Origin of the sequence: Terrabacter sp. C0L_2, from assembly GCF_036352015.1 — a bacterium.
GTDB lineage: Bacteria > Actinomycetota > Actinomycetes > Actinomycetales > Dermatophilaceae > Terrabacter > Terrabacter tumescens.
Genome location: NZ_CP143557.1, coordinates 2,191,226 through 2,208,336 on the forward strand (window position 1 = coordinate 2,191,226; position 17,111 = coordinate 2,208,336).

Sequence of the window (17,111 nt, forward strand, 5' to 3'; positions counted from 1 at the left end):
CGGGCCGGAGCGTGACGCCACGGCCTGGTCGCGGCCCGATGGTGTCCCACGAGTCCCACCCGTCCCGCTATCACCAGATCGTCCGGATTTCCCATGATTCGCCTGACGTGTGACGTGGACCTCACTACCTTGAGCCGAAGGACGGGCGTGGCGGACACGGCTCGCGCAGGGACCGAGCACACGACGCGCCTCCGCATGGGGAGAATCATGGTGCGCAAGTCGATTCGTCGTGCCCTCGGAGCAGGACTCACCTCGCTCCTCGTCGTCGTGGGAGCGCTCGCCGGCCAATCGCCCGCGTTCGCCGCCGACCCCGATCCGGGGGTCGACCGTGTCGTCGCCCTGCTGGGTGGCAGCGGCGGCTCGACGAACCTCGCCACCTGGACGTCGGGCCTTGCCGGGGTCGGTGCACTCGGCAAGCCGATCCCCTTCGTGTCGGCGAGCCCCGGCGGGCTGGCCGGCGCCGACGACCTCGTCGAGAAGGGCGTGGCGACGGCCCTGGCGGGCACGACGACCTGGGCCGACCTCGCGACGTCGGGGGAGTCGGTCTCGCTGCCCGGTGGCCGCAACGGCACTCTCGACGTGTCGGTCGACGACCTCGGCGACGGCAAGCGTGTCCACGTCAACCTCGTGGTGACGCGCACGGCGGCCCAGCAGGCGCTCGTCGTCAGCTCCGCGAGCCCCAAGGTCGAGCTCAGCTCTCCCAAGGGCGTCACGGCCACGGTCGAGGCGACCCTCTCGCTGTGGGTCGTGTGGACGGGCCCGACGACCAACCGCGTCTACCTCGCGAGCGACGTCGCACACGCGCCGCGTCTCGACGTCGACGTCACCGCACGGCTGTCCGCTGCCGCCAAGGCCGCGGTCGGCATCCTCGGTGTCACCCTGAGCAGCACCGACTTCACCGTCCGCGCGCACGCCTACGCCCACGTCGCCGACCCGAACAACGACGGCGTGCTCGCGTTCGACGCAGCCGGGGTGGGTGACGGCGAGCTCGCTGCCGACGGCTCCCTCGCCGGACTCGTGTCGGCGAGCCTCGACCCGTCCGGGTCCCCCTCCGACCCCGGCACCCCGGGCTCCGTCAACGGGACGCTGTCGATCGCAGCGGACACGAGTGGCCTTGCGGGAGTGAGCTTCCCGACCAACGTCGCGGCGGACGTGTCCGTCGCGTGGGCGAACATCTCCACGGGCACGCCGACCGTCACGGCGCCCACGCTGGCCAGCCTCGTCGGCAAGTTCCAGAACATGAGCCTGCGCGACCTGGCCGACGGCCTCGCGCAGGTGGCGGTCGCCCTCACGGGGATCCAGCAGGCCAAGTTCGACCCCGACGGCGCCGGCCCCCTCCCGCCGACCGGCAACCTCGACCTACCCTTCCTGCGCGGCACGGTCTCCGACGCGGTCAAGGCCAACCAGGTGCTCGTCGACTTCCTCGAGGCGAACGTCGTCCAGCAGCCCGACCCCGACCAGCCGGCACCGCCGGGCTTCGACGCGACGACCGTCGGCAACCCGACGTTCGACTCGCTCCAGGACCTCATCGCCAAGCTCAAGGCGGCGGGCATCGGCCTCGACGACCTCGCCTGGGACCCGACGACGAGCAAGCTCGCCTTCAGGATGAGGATGGTCAAGGCCGCCCCTGCGTCCGGTGTCGCCATGGACGCCGGCAGCGCGCGCACGTCGCGCCCCTCGGCGACGTATGCCGCGTCCGGCCTGACGCTCGACGACGGGTCCCGGCCGTGGCAGCCGAACCAGTGGACCGGCATGCGCGTCATGGCCGGCACGTCCGCCGGGGAGATCGCGTCGAACACGAAGAACTCCCTCACCCTGTCCGGACCGTGGATCGGTGGGCAGCCCTCTGCCAGCACGCCGTTCGTCATCGTCGGGCCTGAGGCACAGCTCGGTGCCGTCACGTTCGGCGACCGGCTGACCGACCAGCCGGTCGCGGGCGGTCCTCGACGCGGCATCCTCCGGGCGAACTCCGCCCAGACCTTCGCCACCGTCAAGCCGTCGTTCGCGGCGGACCTGACCTTCGTGCTCGACCTGCAGGACGCGAGGACCGGTGACGCGTGCATCGGCTTCGAGGGCAACACCGAGGCGTGCCCGTTCGTCCAGAGCACCGGCGCGTTCAAGACGAACGTGACCTCGCTCCCGCTCGGCGCGGACCGCGTCCTCGTGCGGACGGGCAGCCCCCTGCTCACCGCCGACTTCCCGATCGACACCGCGGTGGACTTCACCGCGAACGCCGGCTTCTTCCAGGTCCGCCTCAAGGGTCACCTGGCCGTGTGCAACAGCGCCGCCCCCGCCGACTGCTCGGCGCCCGGTGCGGGCCACATGCTGTCCATCGGCCTCAAGCAGGCCGGCGACGCGCAGCACGACATCCGGCTGCGACAGCTCTTCGCGCAGCTCGTGACGTCGAGCCCGACCGGGCCGAGCAAGGCCGGCGACCTGCTCGACGTCGACGTCAACGTGCGCGCGACCGCGGACCTCAAGGCGTCGATCCCGGACGCCGACGGCTTCCTGCCCGCCGGCACCGACGTCGGCGTGTCGGCGACGTGGAACGACCTCACCCAGCTCTCCGGGGCCGACGGGCCGCAGCTGGACCTCAGCAGGCTCACCCGGATCTTCGCGCTCGACATCAAGCCGGGCTCGCAGGCGGAGCTCTTCGCCATCGTCCTCAAGACCTTGCAGACCCTGGCAGCCCAGCTCGCCGAGGCCCAGCCCGGAGGCGCCACGGGCGTCTACAGCCGGGAGATCCCGGGCACCGGGACCTCGCTTCGCGACCTCATGCAGCGGGACTCCTCGGGCGTCGGGAGCGACGTCAACTACGGCTCGAACACCCTGCAGCACGTGGGCCGCACGTTCGACAGCTCGTTCGTCGGGCGCACGGTCGTCGTCGGCACCCAGGTGGCCGTCGTCGCGTCGGTCTCCGGCGACACGGTCACCCTGACCGACAAGTGGACGAGCCCGCCTGCGGACGACACGGCATACACCTTCCGGTCGCCGCTCGACGACGCCATCGACATCATGTCGGTGCACCCGCCGCAGAACATGCAGGACCTCGTCGCGTTCCTCGACCAGCGCCTCGGCACTGGGGCACTGCACTTCCGCTACCTCGACGATGCGGGCACGCCGAGCGTCGTGCTCGACCTCGACTGGAAGCGCGACTACCGGACCAACGCGCCGCTGCGCCTCGACCTCGGCGGCAGCCAGTCGCTCGTCTCCGCCGCCGCGACCGGGCAGGGCTCGGTGCACGTCAAGGGCGGTGTCGACGTCGGCCTCGTCGTGCCGCTCGCGCCGGGGACCGGCCCCGGCGACGCGGCCTCCCTCAAGGTCCTCGCCGACTCGAAGGTCAGCGTCGCGGCCGCGGCCGAGTTCAACGGACGCGTGGCGGGCACCATCGGCCCGCTCACCGTGTCGGCGGGTGACCCCGGCGGCGACGCCGCCAAGCAGGTGTCGCTCAAGGCCGACCTCAGCCTCGACCTCGCGGACGCGAGCGCCACGCCGAACACCCCGGTCAGCTTCTCGACGTTCCTCTCGGGCCTCGACGTCAGCTTCAACGCGTCCAACACTCCCGTCGACTGCGGTGAGGGCCTCACGACCAAGCTCATGGTCTGCGGCACCGTCCCGCTCTACGCCATGGTCCCGGGCAGTGCGCCGACCTCCCTCGGCTCGATCGCACTGCGGCTGCCGGACTCCACGGACCCGGCCGACCTCGCCACCCTCTCGGGCAACCTCCCGGCCCCCGACGCGGCCAAGGCCCGGTTCGAGGTGCCCGACCTGTCCGCGGCCTTTGCCAACGCGTTCGCCGACTTCACGCAGATCGGCCCCGGCCTCGACGGCTACCTGGAGAAGATCGAGCAGGCGATGCGCCTGGCCACCTTCGACGGCAAGCTGCCCTTCGTCGGCAAGGACCTCCAGCAGGGCGCCGACTCCATCGGCTCGCTCCGGTCCCAGATCAAGAGCAAGCTCGGCAACATCCCGGCCAGCCCGGCGGAGGCGCGCACCTACGTCAACGACAAGCTCGCCGAGGCGATCACCGCTGCCGGCCTGCAGCAGACGACGCTCCAGGTCGACTACGTGTGCAAGCTCGCGCTCGAGCCGACCGGCGCCCCGACCCTCGTCGCGTCACCGGCGACGGCGGGCACGACGAAGTGGCGCTACGAGATCGTCGCGACCCAGGGCGACGGCTCCGGCACGGACGGTGACACCCTCCCGTCGGCACCGAGCCTCGAGACCTCGACCTCGTGGGGCACCCTCGGCAGCGGCAACTCCATCAAGGTCTCGTGGTCCAAGAGCGAGGGCGCCGCGAAGTACAAGGTGCTGCGCAGCAAGGACGGTGCGCCCTTCGAGCTCGTCAAGGTCGTCGACGAGACCGCCGACAGCACGCAGACCTGGACCGACGACGGCAGCTCCGCGGCCACGGCCTACACCCCCGTGAGCGCCAAGCCCCAGCGGACCGAGTGCCCGGCGACGAGCATCAACGGGATCAGCCTGGCCTTCACCGTCAAGGCCGGCACGGTCACCCCCGAGGACGGCTGCGTCGCCGGATCGGGATGCCTGGGCGACAACAAGAAGCTGCCGCTCGACATCGGCATCCCGGGCCTGGCCCTCAAGGCCGGCGGGGACGACGCCATCACCTACGGCCTCGGCCTCCAGCTGCACCTCAAGGCCGGCGTCAGCTCCGACAAGGGCTTCGTCATCTACACCCACGACGCCTGGCAGGGCGGCGCCGCCGCACCGGAGTTCGGTCTCGGTGCCCGCTTCGACATGCCGACCTCGATGAAGGCCCAGCTCGCCTTCCTCGACATCGACGTGCAGAAGAAGAACAGCGCGCCGCTCTTCGCCGGGGCGTTCCTCGTCGACCTCAAGTCGAGGGACGCGTCGGAGTCGAGCACCTCGGTGCTGACCGTCGCCGACATCGGCGACGGTGACGCCTCCGAGCTCTTCGGCATCTCCCTGACCGCCAAGATCAAGGCGGACTGGATCGTCAAGGCGTCTGCCGACTCGGTCCTGCCGGGAGTGCAGGCGAACTTCGTCCTCGGGTGGGAGTTCACCAACAAGGACCTCGAGCACCTCGGCGCTCCCACCATCGAGTTCAAGGACGTCGCCATCGATGCCGGCGGCTTCCTGTCGAACCTGCTCGGCCCGGTGCTCAAGAAGGTCAAGTCCGTGACGGGACCGCTCCAGCCGGTGCTCGACACGCTCTACGCGCCGATCCCCGTCCTGTCCGACCTCAGTCGGATGGCCGGCGGAGGCGACGTGAGCCTGATGACGCTCGCCAAGACGTTCAACACGGTGGCCGGCGGGCCGAAGCTCGACTTCGTCGACAAGATCGCGGCGCTCACGACCCTGATCAACAACCTGCCCGTCTGCGACCAGCCGGGCGACTCGTGCCTCATCCCCATCGGCAGCTTCACCGTCAGCGGGTCGAAGGCCCTCGACACCGACGTCTCGCCGACGAGCAGCCTGTCTCCCGGGACCGCGAGCTCGCTCATCGACACCGCGAACGCCGCCACCTCCGACGACCTCAAGAGCGCCCTCAACGGCAAGGGCGGCAAGGGCAACGTCTTCGGCGCCGGCTCGGCCGAGGGCAGCGCCGGCAAGTCCGGCTTCACGTTCCCGATCCTCGACAACCCGTCGTCGGTCTTCAGCCTGCTCATGGGCAGCGACGTCTCGCTCGTCGAGTTCGACAGTGGCCCGCTGACGCTCGGCTTCACGTGGCGCCAGTCCTTCGGACCGGTGTACGCGCCGCCGCCCGTCATGGTGACCCTGTCCGGCTCCGCGTCGGTGACCCTGCGCTTCATGGCGGGTCTCGACACCGCCGGCATCAGGTATGCCGTGGAGGCAGCCCAGAAGGGCACGTCCGTCGACGCCGTGAAGCTCCTCGACGGCCTGTACTTCAAGACGACGGACTCCGCAGGGCGTCCCGTGCCGGTCGTGCAGCTCGACGGCGAGATCGCCGCGGGGGCAGCCGTCACCGCCGTCATCATCACGGTCGGCATCGAGGGTGGTCTGCACCTGACGATCGGGTTCCACTGGAACGACCCGAACAACGACGGGAAGTTCCGCGTCAGCGAGTTCCTCCAGACCGCCGTCAACAACCCGTTGTGCCTCTTCACGACGACCGGACGGCTCAGCCTCTTCCTGCGCCTCTACGTCACCCTCGGCTTCTCGCCGTTCAGCGTGTCCTTCTCGATCAACCTCGCGGACATCACGCTGCTCGACTTCACGGCGAAACCGAACTGCACCCCACCACCACCACGACTCGGGGGGACGACCGGAGACACCCTCGTCGTCTTCGCGGGCCACTTCGGCACCGACGCAGCGCGCGGAAACCCCTGGGGCAACACGGCTGACACCGAGTCGGACGTCGTCAAGGTGACCGCTCTGCGCTTCGCCCAGAAGCCGGGTGACGACGCGGGCACGAACCCCGACTTCGACGGCTTCGCCGTGCAGATGCTGGGCGAGCGACGCGAGTACCTCGACCCTGGCCTCAAGCGGGTCGTCGTCGACGGCCGCGGCTCGTCGACGCCGCTCGTCGTCAGCTTCGTCGGTGACGGGAAGAAGGACTCCGACCCGTCGTCGACGACGAGCGCGGCCGACCTCTCGACGTTCGACAAGGACGCCGTCGTCTTCGGCACGCCCGGCAAGGACCAGATCCAGACCGGCACGGGCAGCTCCTGGGTCGACGGCGGCGCCGGCGACGACCGCATCGTGACGGCTGACGCCGTCGGCAAGGTCGCCCGGGTGGCCGGCGGTGAGGGCGACGACGCCATCACGACCGGTCAGGGCGACGACTACGTGTCGGGGGACGGTCGCCTGTCGAGCGACGGCAGCCTCCCGGCGACGAGGCCCGTCACCGCGGCGCTCAACGACGTCGACGTCGCGAACTCCTCACCGAAGATCACGTCGGTGAGCCTCGGCGACGTCGTCGACTGGAGCACGCTCGACGTCGACCCGACCACGACCGACCCGGCAACGGGCGGTCTCGACGTCATCAGCGTCGGCCTCGGCCGCAACCGGGTCAACGCCGGTCCGGGCGACGACAAGGTCGGCGTCGCTGCCGACCGACCCGGCACCACGGGGACGACGATCCACTCGAAGGGCAGCACGATGATCGGCGGACGGGGGAGCGACTCCCTGACCGGTGGCGCCGGCCCCGACACGATCTTCGCCTCGACCGAGCAGACCTTCGGCGTCGACGCGGCCGGTCCTGCCGACACGCTCACGACCCCGTCGGGCCAGCCGACGATCCCCAACATCATCGAGACGGGCTCGGGCGACGACGTCGTCTACGGCAGCCGCGAGCAGGACGTCGTGACGAGCCACTCGGCTTCGTCCGAGAAGGCGCGCCTCCTCGGCGGCGGCGGCGAGGACGCCCTCGTCGGCGGCTACGGTGCCGACGCCGTGTACGGCGGTCCCGACGACGACTACGTCGTGGCCGAGCCGAGCAAGGTCGGTGGGCTGAGGTCCACGGAGACGATCGAGGGCGTGACCTTCGGGCACACCCGTGACGTCGAGCACCTGCCGCTGCCCGCGGACACGGCCGCGTCGCCCAAGACGCTCGTCGGTGGCCGTGGCAGCGACCACGTCATCGGCGGGGACGGTCCGTCCACGATCTTCGGTGACACCCTGCGCGACGCGGCGACCGTGACGGCCGCCGCCGACGAGACCTGTCGCGCAGGCTCGCCCGTCGCCTCCGACCCGGTGCCCGAGGGCACCTCGGGCGGCAGCGACCCGAGCACCGACGACGGTCCGGACCTCATCACCGGTGGTGCCGGCGTCGACACGATCTCCGCAGGCGGCGCAGCCGACCGCGTGGACGCCCGTGGCGGCGACGACCTCGTCTGCGGCCAGCAGGGTGACGACGTCCTCTTCGGCGGCGACGGCGCCGACTCGGCCTGGGGCGGCACCGGCAAGGACCGTGGCTACGGCGGTGCCGGTCTCGACCGGCTCTTCGGCAACACCGGCGCCGACGTCCTCTACGGCCAGGACGCCGCGGACGTCATCGAGGGCAACGACGGAGCGGACTGGGCCAGCGGCGGCGACGGGAACGACCTCGTCTACGGCGGCACCCGCGCCTCGGGCCGCACCGACACGGACCCGGCCGATGCCGGCGACGTGCTCTCCGGCGACACCGGCGACGACATCCTCATCGGCGACAACGGCACGGTCGACGACCCGTCGTCGTCCGCCGACGCGGCAGCGATCCCGTTCGACCTCGCGGGGACGCCTGTCACCGCGGGCCGCGGCGACCAGCTCTTCGGCGGCGCGGGCGACGACACGGCATACGGCGGCCTCGGCGACGACCGCGTCAACGGCGGGGACGACGCCGACCACCTCGAGGGCAACAACGGCTCGGACACCGTCCACGGTGACCGAGGCGAGGACGAGGTCGTCGGTGGCTCGTTCCAGCAGGTGAGCCCGGGCACCGGCCGCCCGGATGCCGGTGACGTGCTCTACGGCGACGCCGGCCCCGACCTCATCGCCGGCGACAACGCCGTCGTGACGTCAGGCGTCAGCGCGGCGGACTCGACGCCCATCACGCGCATGCGCGGCTTCGCGGCCACGCACCGCATCGTCCTGCTCGACCTGGGTGCCACCCCGACCGCTGCCAACTCGGGGGCGGACCTGGTCTTCGGCGGCGACGACCAGGACGTCGTGCTCGGCCAGAGCGGCACCGACCGCCTCAAGGGCGACGCGGGCGACGACTACGTCGAGGGCGGCCCGGACGTCGACTGGGTCGAGGGCGACCTCGGCGACGACGACCTCGTCGGCGGCAGCTCCACCCCCTCGGGTGTGGCCGGTGCGAGCGTCGGAGCGGCCACCACCGGCCAGCCCGACACCGACGACGCCGTCTTCGGCGGCCCCGGTGACGACGTCGTGCTCGGCGACAACGGGCAGGTCCTGAGGCCCGTCGCAGGCCAGGCTCCCTCGTCCGTCACCGTCCGTCTCGGCAGCACGCCGGGCACGGCCATGGCGCCGCGCGTCATCGAGCCGTGGGACCGCGGGACCGACCTGCTGTCAACGCCGTCCGCGAGCCTCTATGGCTTCGACCGGATCTCCGGCGGCGACGGGGTCGACGTGCTCGAGGGCCAGGACGGCAACGACGCCGTCACCGGCGACGCGGGGGCGGACCACCTGCAGGGCAACGGCGGCGCCGACCTGCTCTTCGGTGACCTGCCGTTCGGCCAGGCCTCGAGCCACGGCACCACGGTCCCGGACGTCACGGCCGCCTGGCCGGGCTCGGCGAGCCCGACCGCGCTGCTGCGCGGCACGAGCTCGACGCCCGGACAGGACGACATCATCGGCGGCACCCCGGCGCCGGGCTTCCGCGACGGCGCCGACGTCATCGAGGGCGACGGCGGCGACGACGTCGTGCTCGGCGACAACGGGTCGCTCCTGCGCACCCTGCAGGGCATCAGCGGCGCGCTGACCGAGAGGGTCTACACCGACCGCTACCCCGACGGGGCCGTGCCGTCCGACGCGACGACGTCGCGCACCCACGACCCGGCTCTGCCCGGGCCGAGCACCCGCTTCTGCACCACGGTGCAGGCGACGTGCGAGGTGGCCGGTGCCTTCGGCGCCGACGTCATCTGGGGTGACGACGGCAACGACGGCATCTGGGGGCAGGACGGCAACGACGTCATCTCCGGCGGCTACGGCGACGACGACCTCTACGGCGAGCTCGGCGACGACCGCATCAGCGGCGACAGCGGCCGCGACGCGATCGTCGGCGACCGCGGCGGCGTCGTGAACCAGCTCCTGAGCGCGGGGGACAGCCCGGCCCAGGCCTCGGTGACGCTCAACAGCCCGCCCAAGGAGACGTTCACGGCCTTCGCACGGGGAGCGTACGACCGACGGGTCGACCTGCTCCACGACGTGGACGGCGACCAGTGGGTCGGCGCCTCGACCGCAGCAGCCATGCCGCACAACGGCATGGACGAGGGCGGTCGCGACCTCATCCGTGGAGGCTCGGGCGACGACGCCATCCACGCCGGCTACGGCGACGACGTCGTGGGCGGCGACAGCGGCGGCGACGACGTCTTCGGCGGCGACGGGGAGGACGTCCTCTGGGGCGGCCAGGGCTGCGACGCCGTCCTCGACGCCGCGACGCCCGACTGCCTCGTGGGCGGTGTCTTCACGCCGAGCTCGCGGGGGACCGACGACCGGTTCGTCGACCACCTCTTCGGCGGTGCGGGCGAGTCGGACGCGGCGAAGCAGGACGTGCTCGGTTCGGACCTGCTCGACGTGCGGCCGCGGGGCAGCTACGCCCCGGGCAGCGGCTGCACGCTGGGCGACTGGCCGCTGACGTCCGGCACGAAGAAGGCCACGACCACCGTCGACCCGTGCCTGTGGTTCGAGATGACGGGCCTGGCGGACGCCGACCCGGCGAACGACAACCACCACCAGGGAACGGACTGGATCTACGGCGGCTGGGACCGCGACGTGCTCCAGGGCGACGTCACGGCCAACGGGCCGAACGCGGGCGACCGGCTCATCGACTGGAACGGCGCCTACAACCTGTTCACGCACTGCAACGCGGCCTACGGCGGCTTCAACGACGTGCGCGGCCACTCGCCGGCCATGCAGAGCTGGCTGCAGCAGCTGGCCTGGTCCTCGAGCGCCGGCCGTCCCGGCACCGACGTGACGACCGCGGGGACCTCGGCCTTCCGCGAGCTCGCCATGGTCTACCCGGGGCAGAACGAGCACGGGGCGGGGCAGGCCTACCCGGGCACGCCGGGTCACTTCGACGAGACGGCCTGCACGCCCTGACACCGCCCTGACACAGCGGGGACGCACGGACGCCCCCACCCGAGCCGGGTGGGGGCGTCCGTGTCTCTCGACTCGGGGTCTCAGGCGCCGGGCTCGGGGGAGCCTTTCTCCTGGCGGACCTGCTTGGCGCGGTACTCGTCGCGAGCGAGCCCCCCGGCATACCAGGTGAACAGTCCTCCCATCGCGAGGGGGACGAGCCCGACCCACTCCGGACCGTCGCCCCGGGACATGGGGAGGACGAACATCCCCACCACGGAACCCAGCGAGAGCAGGGCCATCAGGACCGCGAGGACGGCCATTCCCCACCACGTCCTGACCTGGGCCTGACCGCGACCGGGGCTGAAGCCGATCTCGTCCGCGGGGTAGCTGTGCAGCTCGCCGGTCGTGGTCTTGCGCAGCACCCGCTTCACGCCGCGGGCCACCGCCTCGTCGTGCGCGGCGGTCACGGCTTCGTCCTGCTTCAGCCGTTGCAGCTCGTTGCTCATGCGGGGGCTCCTGGGTCGGGGTTCGTTGGGGAAGTGGGCTGACCGTCGACGCAAGCCCCCGGCGGCGGGTTCCGCGTCGTGACGCACGGACGCGCCCACCCGGTCGGGGTGGGCGCGTCCGTGTCGCGGTGACGGGGGTCAGGCGGGCGGCGCGATGTCCTGCTGCGCGGGCAGCTGGTCCTGGCGCACGATCCCGACGGGGCACGTCATGCCGTTGGGCCCGTGGTTGCAGTAGCCGCCGGGGTTCTTGTGCAGGTAGCCCTGGTGGTAGTCCTCGGCGAGGTAGAACGGTCCGGCGTCGTCGGCGGAGCGGATCTCGGTCGAGATCTGCCCGTAACCGTTGTCGTCGAGCACCTTCTGGAACGCCTCCTTGGTGGCCTCGGCCGCGAGGCGCTGCCCCTCGGTCGTCCAGTAGATGGCCGAGCGGTAGGCGGTGCCGATGTCGTTGCCCTGCCGGTTCGCCGTCGTCGGGTCGTGGTTCTCCCAGAACGCCTTGAGCAGCAGCTCGGGGCTCGTCAGGGCGGGGTCGTAGACGACGCGCACCGTCTCGGCGTGCCCGGTGCGGCCGGTGCACGTCTCCTCGTAGGTCGGGTTGGGCGTGTAGCCGCCCATGTAGCCCGCCGCGGTCGAGACGACGCCGTCCTGCTTCCAGAAGATCCGCTCGACCCCCCAGAAGCACCCCATCGCGACGTAGAGCACCTCGGAGCCGTCGGGCCACGGGCCGTCGATCGGGGTTCCGAGCACGACGTGGGTGGGGTTCACGGCGAACGGTCGTTCCGCGCGGCCGGGGAGGGCCTCGTCGCGGCTGGGCATCTGGGACTTCCTACCGAATCCGAACACCATGCCAGTGTCACATCCTTGCTGCCGGGAGCGTCTTACGTCCCTGTAACGTCCGCGCCGGCTCGCGTATGCCTGACCGCTGGCGTATGCCGTGTGGCGGCGGTCCCGGACAAATCGCTCGCCTCCGCAGTGGCCGGGCCGACAGACTCTGGCCCGTGAACGACGACTTCGAGATCAGGCCCCTCGACCTGCTGGACCCGAGCCGGGAGCCGGCGGCCCGGGACTGGATCGGGGTGCACGCAGCGGCCCAGCGCGACATCTTCGGCGAGCGAGGAAGCGTGTGGACGCTCGAGGAGGTCCAGGGCTTCGTCCGCGGGGCCGACAAGAAGCGGGTGGCCCGGGCCGCGTGGTCCGACGGCCAGGTGGTCGGGGCGCTCGAGGTGCACCTGCCGCTGCGGGACAACCAGCACGCCGCGATGCTCTGGCTCTCGGTGCTGCCGTCGGCACGCGGCCGTGGTGTTGGCTCCGGTCTGCTCGCGGAGGCGGAGCGTCTGGCTGCGGAGCACGAGCGCTCGACCCTCATGGCCGAGACCGAGTGGGTGCAGGGCGGCCGTGACGTGGCCGAGGACTTCGCGACGGGCCATGGCTTCGTCGTGGCCCAGACGGTGCTCCGCAGCGAGCAGGCACTCCCGGCCGACCGGGCGACGTTGCGTGGGGCGGTCGAGGGTCCGGGCGCCGAGGACTACGCCTTCGAGAGCTTCGTCGACGAGATGCCGGAGGCCTGGCTCGACGACCGGGCCGTGCTGCAGCAGCGGATGAGCACCGACGCACCGAGCGACGACCTCGACATCGCGGAGGAGGACTGGGACGCGGACCGGCTGCGTGCGAGCAACGCGCGAGCCGCGGCATCCGGCCGTCGGGTCATCGAGACCGTCGCCCGGCACATGCCGTCCGGCCGCCTCGTCGGCTTCACGACCGTGTCGGTGTCGGCCGGTGAGCCGGAGCTGGCCTACCAGCAGGACACGCTCGTGCTGACCGAGCACCGGGGACACGGCCTCGGGCTGCGCCTCAAGGCGGCGAACGCCCTGCGGCTCATGGACGAGCTGCCCGAGGTCACAGCGGTGCGCACCTGGAACGCCGCCTCCAACGAGCACATGCTCGCAGTGAACCGGCAGCTCGGCTACACCGTCGACGGCTACAGCCGGGAGTGGCAGAAGCTCACGGTGGCAGGCGAATGAGCATGCAGGTCAAGGAGATCGAGCTCGCCGTCGGCGACCCGACGAGTGAGGCGTGGCTCGAGGTGCACCACGCGGCGAACCGCAGCGTGTGGGGCGAGGGCACCCAGCGCACGTCCATCGAGGAGATCCTCGACGTCGCGCCGCGCCGTCACGAGGTGCGGCGCACCTTCGTCGTCCTGCAGCCCGGTGCTGACGGCGCCGAGGCTCCCGTCGCGGCCGCCCAGACCATCCGGCGCACCCGCGAGAACGTTGACACGGCCGGCGTGTGGCTCTCGGTGCACCCGGACCACCAGCGGCAGGGAGTCGGCTCGCTGCTGCTCGCCCAGTGCGAGCAGTCGCTGCGTGACGACGGGTGCACCCGCATCCACGAGCACAGCGGCGCCCCGGTCGAGCAGGGCGATGCCGCAACGGGATTCGCGCTGGCGAGCGGCTACCGCCAGACCCTGCTCGATCTCCGCCAGGACCTCGCGCTGCCTGTCGACGACGCGGCACTGACCGCGCTCGACCCGGGCCCCGACGACACGGCATACGTCATCGAGACCGCCGTGGACGCGCTCCCGGAGGAGTGGCTGGAGGACCGCGCGGTGCTGGCCCGGCGCATGAGCACCGACGCGCCGTCGGGTGACATCGACCTCGACGAGGAGGACTGGGACGCCGAGCGGGTCAGGCAGCAGTGGAACACGCCCAGCCCGATCTGGGCGCTCGAGTCCGTCGCCCGGCACGTCCCGTCGGGGCGGCTCGTCGCCTTCACCGACCTGCTCGTCCGGCCCGGCCAGCCCGACCTCGCGATCCAGTCCGACACCCTCGTCCTGCGCGAGCATCGGGGCCACGCGCTCGGCCTCGCGGTCAAGCTCGCGAACCTGCGCGCCCTGCAGCGCGAGCGCCCTGACGTCAGGACCGTCCGCACGTGGAACGCCGACACGAACACCCACATGGTCGCCATCAACAAGCGCATCGGCTTCGTCGTCACCGGGTGGACGCGCGAGTGGGCCAAGCAGCTCTGACTGGGCCTGGGTCGGCTGGCGGGGTCGGCGTCGCGGTGAACCGTCGGCGGCGCCGGGACGTCATGGGGGACAGGTACTAGGACCAAAGCCCGATGGTGCCTGCCCGTCCCGAGGCCGCACGGTGGACCCACAGCACCCGCTGACCCGCCCACCTCACCGTGAAAGGTCCACCCTGATGAGACGCCTCACCATCGCCGCCGCAGCGGTCGCCGCCCTCGTGCCGGCCACCCTCGGCCTCGTCGGCAACAGCTCCTTCGCCCAGAGCGTCCCGGCCCGCGTGCCGGCCTCCGCCCAGGTCGTCCCCGAGTCCGGTGACGACAACCCCCACACCGGCACGCCGGTGGCCACGCCCTCGGCCACCCGCACGACCGAGGTCGGCGACGACCACGGGGGAGACCGTCCCCGCGCCTCGCGCACCGAGGCCGGTGACGACCACGGCGGTGACCGTCCCCGCGACTCCCGGACCGAGGCCGGCGACGACCACGGTGGCCGGGTGGGCTCCGGGTCCTCGGGCTCGGGGTCGTCCGGCTCCTCAGGTTCGGGGTCGTCCGGCTCCGGGTCGTCACGCTCGGGGGGCGACGACTCGGCGTCCAGGCACTCGGGCTCCGACGACTCCGGCTCGCACCGTTCGGGCTCGCACTCGTCGGGTGGCCACGGCTCCGACGACTCGGGTGGTGACGACCACTGACCAGCCGGCGCCCCGACCGCACAGGCACCACGGACACGGTCCCGGTGCCTGTGACGGCGGCGAGCTCCGGAGATCCCCTGTCCCCGGAGTCGCCGCGCGCCGTCGGCGGGCGTGACCACCACGACCACCCTGACCTCCCCCCGTGGTGGACGCTCGCCGACGGCGCCACGCCGGCCCCCGTGCGACCGCTGCCCAGCCGGCGGCGCATGGTCGTGCAGCTGGCGATCGCGGCGCTGGCCGTGTTCGTCGTCGTCGTCGTGGGCGCGTCGTTCGCGGCGAGCCGCCTCGCCGAGCGCGAGGCCGTCAACGACGCCGCCCACACGACGAACCTGCTCGCGCTCGCGGTCGTCCAGCCCGTCCTGCAGGACGCCCTGCTCACCGGCGACGCCGCGGCCTACGACGCGCTCGACCGGGTGGTGCGCGAGCGGGTGCTGCCCAACGGCATCGTCCGGGTCAAGCTGTGGGCGCCCGACGGTCGCATCGTCTACGCCGACGAGACCCGGCTCGTCGGCCAGCGGTTCGCGCTCGGGGACGACCAGCGGGCGACGCTCGCCCAGCCCCAGACCCGCGCAGAGGTGTCCGACCTCAACCGGTCGGAGAACGAGTTCGAGCGCTACGGCGGCAAGCTGCTCGAGGTCTACCGTCCGGTGTGGACCCCGTCGGGGGCCGAGCTGCTCTTCGAGGTCTACGGCGACTACGAGCCCGTGAGCGCGCGGGCCTTCGACCTCTGGCGCGGCCTCGCCGGGGTGCTCGCGAGCAGCCTGCTGCTCCTGCTCGTCCTCATGGCCCCGATCATCTGGCGCCTGCTCGACCGGCTCGGCGCGGCCCAGGCGCAGCGCGAGTCGGTGCTGCGCGCGTCCGTCGAGGCGTCGGCCCGCGAGCGGCGGCGGATCGCCGCGGACCTGCACGACGGGCCGGTCCAGGACCTCGTCGCGAGCTCGCTCGCCGTCAGCGGCGCCGCCGAGTCGGCCCGCTCCGACGGGCGGCCCCGCCTCGCCGCGACGATCACGGAGGCTGCCTCGACCGTGCGCGCGAGCGTCGCGAGCCTGCGCTCGCTCCTCGTCGAGATCTACCCGGAGCGGCTCGCCGACGCGGGGCTCGCGGCGGCCGTCGCCGATCTCGCCCGGCCCCTCGCGGGCCGTGGCATCGACGTCGTGGTCGACGTCGACGAGGCGCAGGCCGCCCGCCTCGGTGAGGCCACCCAGCAGGTGGCGCACCGGGTCGCCCGCGAGTGCCTGCGCAACGTCGTGCGCCACGCGGACGCGCGGCACGTCGTCATCCGACTCTCGGCCCCCGACGCCGACGAGCCCGTCGACCCGCGCCGTCCCGTCGTGCTGAGCGTCACGGACGACGGCGTGGGCCTGGACCCCGCTCGCCTGCCGCAGGTCGAGGGACACTTCGGCGTACGCGTGCTGGCGGACCTGGCGACCGACGTCGGGGCCGTCCTGCGGGTCCGGTCGGCGCCGGGGCGCGGCACGCAGTGGCAGCTGGCTCTACCCGTGGAGGAGGACAGATGACGACCGTCGTCGTCGTGGACGACCACCGGCTCGTGCGCGCGGGGCTGCGCACCATCATCGACGCGAGCAGCGACCTCCGCGTCGTCGGAGAAGCGGGCGACGGCGCCGAGGCCGTGGCGGTCGTCGGTGAGGTCGCTCCCGACGTCGTCCTCATGGACCTCTCGATGCCCGGCGTCGACGGCATCGAGGCGATCCGACGCCTCCGAGCCGCGGGAGCCACGTCACCGGTCGTCGTGCTCACGTCCTTCACCGAGGCCGACCGGGTGCGCGACGCCGTCGAGGCCGGCGCCATCGGCTACCTGCTCAAGGACAGCGAGCCCGGTGACGTCCTCGACGCCGTCCGTGCCGCTGCTGCGGGGCACGCCCCGCTCGACCCACGCGTCGCGCGGGCCCTGCTGCCGTCGACCGAGCGGCGCCCGCCTGGTCCGGCCCTCAGCGACCGTGAGCGCGAGGTTCTCGCCCACGTCGCGCGCGGTCAGGCGAACAAGCAGATCGCGCGTGCCCTCGGCATCAGTGAGCGCACCGTCAAGGTGCACCTCGGCAACGTCTTCCGCCAGCTCGGGGTCGGCGACCGCACGTCGGCCGCGCTCTGGGCCCGCGACCACGGGATCGACTGAGGCGGCGCGCCGCCC

8 protein-coding genes are annotated in these 17,111 nt (G+C 72.3%); 6 read left to right on the forward strand and 2 right to left on the reverse strand.

The features are described 5' to 3' along the window. The first annotated feature begins 207 nt into the window (after positions 1 to 207). Positions 208 to 10,767, forward strand: a complete 10,560-nt coding sequence (locus U5C87_RS10155; RefSeq protein WP_330476451.1) for a calcium-binding protein — start codon at positions 208 to 210, stop codon at positions 10,765 to 10,767. A gap of 80 nt (positions 10,768 to 10,847) precedes the next feature. Here U5C87_RS10155 and U5C87_RS10160 read toward each other — a convergent pair whose 3' ends face one another. After that, positions 10,848 to 11,252, reverse strand: coding sequence for a hypothetical protein (locus tag U5C87_RS10160; RefSeq protein ID WP_330476452.1), 405 nt, complete (start codon positions 11,250 to 11,252; stop codon positions 10,848 to 10,850). A 138-nt stretch (positions 11,253 to 11,390) separates the two neighbouring features. Beyond that, a complete protein-coding gene (gene msrA / locus U5C87_RS10165) occupies positions 11,391 to 12,065 on the reverse strand; it encodes a peptide-methionine (S)-S-oxide reductase MsrA (RefSeq protein WP_330476453.1) in 675 nt (224 codons plus the stop codon). Between the two features lie 182 nt (positions 12,066 to 12,247). Between msrA and U5C87_RS10170 the strand changes: the two genes are divergently transcribed. From U5C87_RS10170 to U5C87_RS10190, 5 genes are all read left to right on the forward strand, one after another. Further along, complete coding sequence (locus tag U5C87_RS10170; RefSeq protein ID WP_330476454.1) at positions 12,248 to 13,270, forward strand: GNAT family N-acetyltransferase; 1,023 nt, start codon at positions 12,248 to 12,250, stop codon at positions 13,268 to 13,270. Then, positions 13,267 to 14,274 carry a GNAT family N-acetyltransferase gene (locus U5C87_RS10175; RefSeq protein WP_330476455.1) on the forward strand — a complete coding sequence of 336 codons (1,008 nt, stop codon included), beginning with the start codon at positions 13,267 to 13,269 and terminating at the stop codon, positions 14,272 to 14,274. Before U5C87_RS10170 ends, U5C87_RS10175 begins: the two co-directional genes overlap by 4 nt. A gap of 175 nt (positions 14,275 to 14,449) precedes the next feature. Continuing rightward, positions 14,450 to 14,962: a hypothetical protein gene (locus U5C87_RS10180; RefSeq protein ID WP_330476456.1), complete on the forward strand. Its 513-nt coding sequence runs from the start codon at positions 14,450 to 14,452 to the stop codon at positions 14,960 to 14,962. A gap of 44 nt (positions 14,963 to 15,006) precedes the next feature. After that, on the forward strand, positions 15,007 to 16,479 hold the full coding sequence (locus U5C87_RS10185; RefSeq protein ID WP_330476457.1) for a sensor histidine kinase: 1,473 nt from the start codon (positions 15,007 to 15,009) through the stop codon (positions 16,477 to 16,479). Next, positions 16,476 to 17,096: a response regulator transcription factor gene (locus tag U5C87_RS10190; RefSeq protein ID WP_330476458.1), complete on the forward strand. Its 621-nt coding sequence runs from the start codon at positions 16,476 to 16,478 to the stop codon at positions 17,094 to 17,096. Before U5C87_RS10185 ends, U5C87_RS10190 begins: the two co-directional genes overlap by 4 nt. Positions 17,097 to 17,111: the final 15 nt, after the last annotated feature.

Bases quoted from the DNA above. Each gene is read 5' to 3' on its own strand.
- U5C87_RS10190 (WP_330476458.1), top strand. From the start codon at position 16,476: ATGACGACCGTCGTCGTCGTGGACGACCACCGGCTCGTGCGCGCGGGG.
- U5C87_RS10175 (WP_330476455.1), top strand. From the start codon at position 13,267: ATGAGCATGCAGGTCAAGGAGATCGAGCTCGCCGTCGGCGACCCGACG.
- msrA (WP_330476453.1), bottom strand. From the start codon at position 12,065: ATGCCCAGCCGCGACGAGGCCCTCCCCGGCCGCGCGGAACGACCGTTC.
- U5C87_RS10160 (WP_330476452.1), bottom strand. From the start codon at position 11,252: ATGAGCAACGAGCTGCAACGGCTGAAGCAGGACGAAGCCGTGACCGCC.
- U5C87_RS10180 (WP_330476456.1), top strand. From the start codon at position 14,450: ATGAGACGCCTCACCATCGCCGCCGCAGCGGTCGCCGCCCTCGTGCCG.
- U5C87_RS10155 (WP_330476451.1), top strand. From the start codon at position 208: ATGGTGCGCAAGTCGATTCGTCGTGCCCTCGGAGCAGGACTCACCTCG.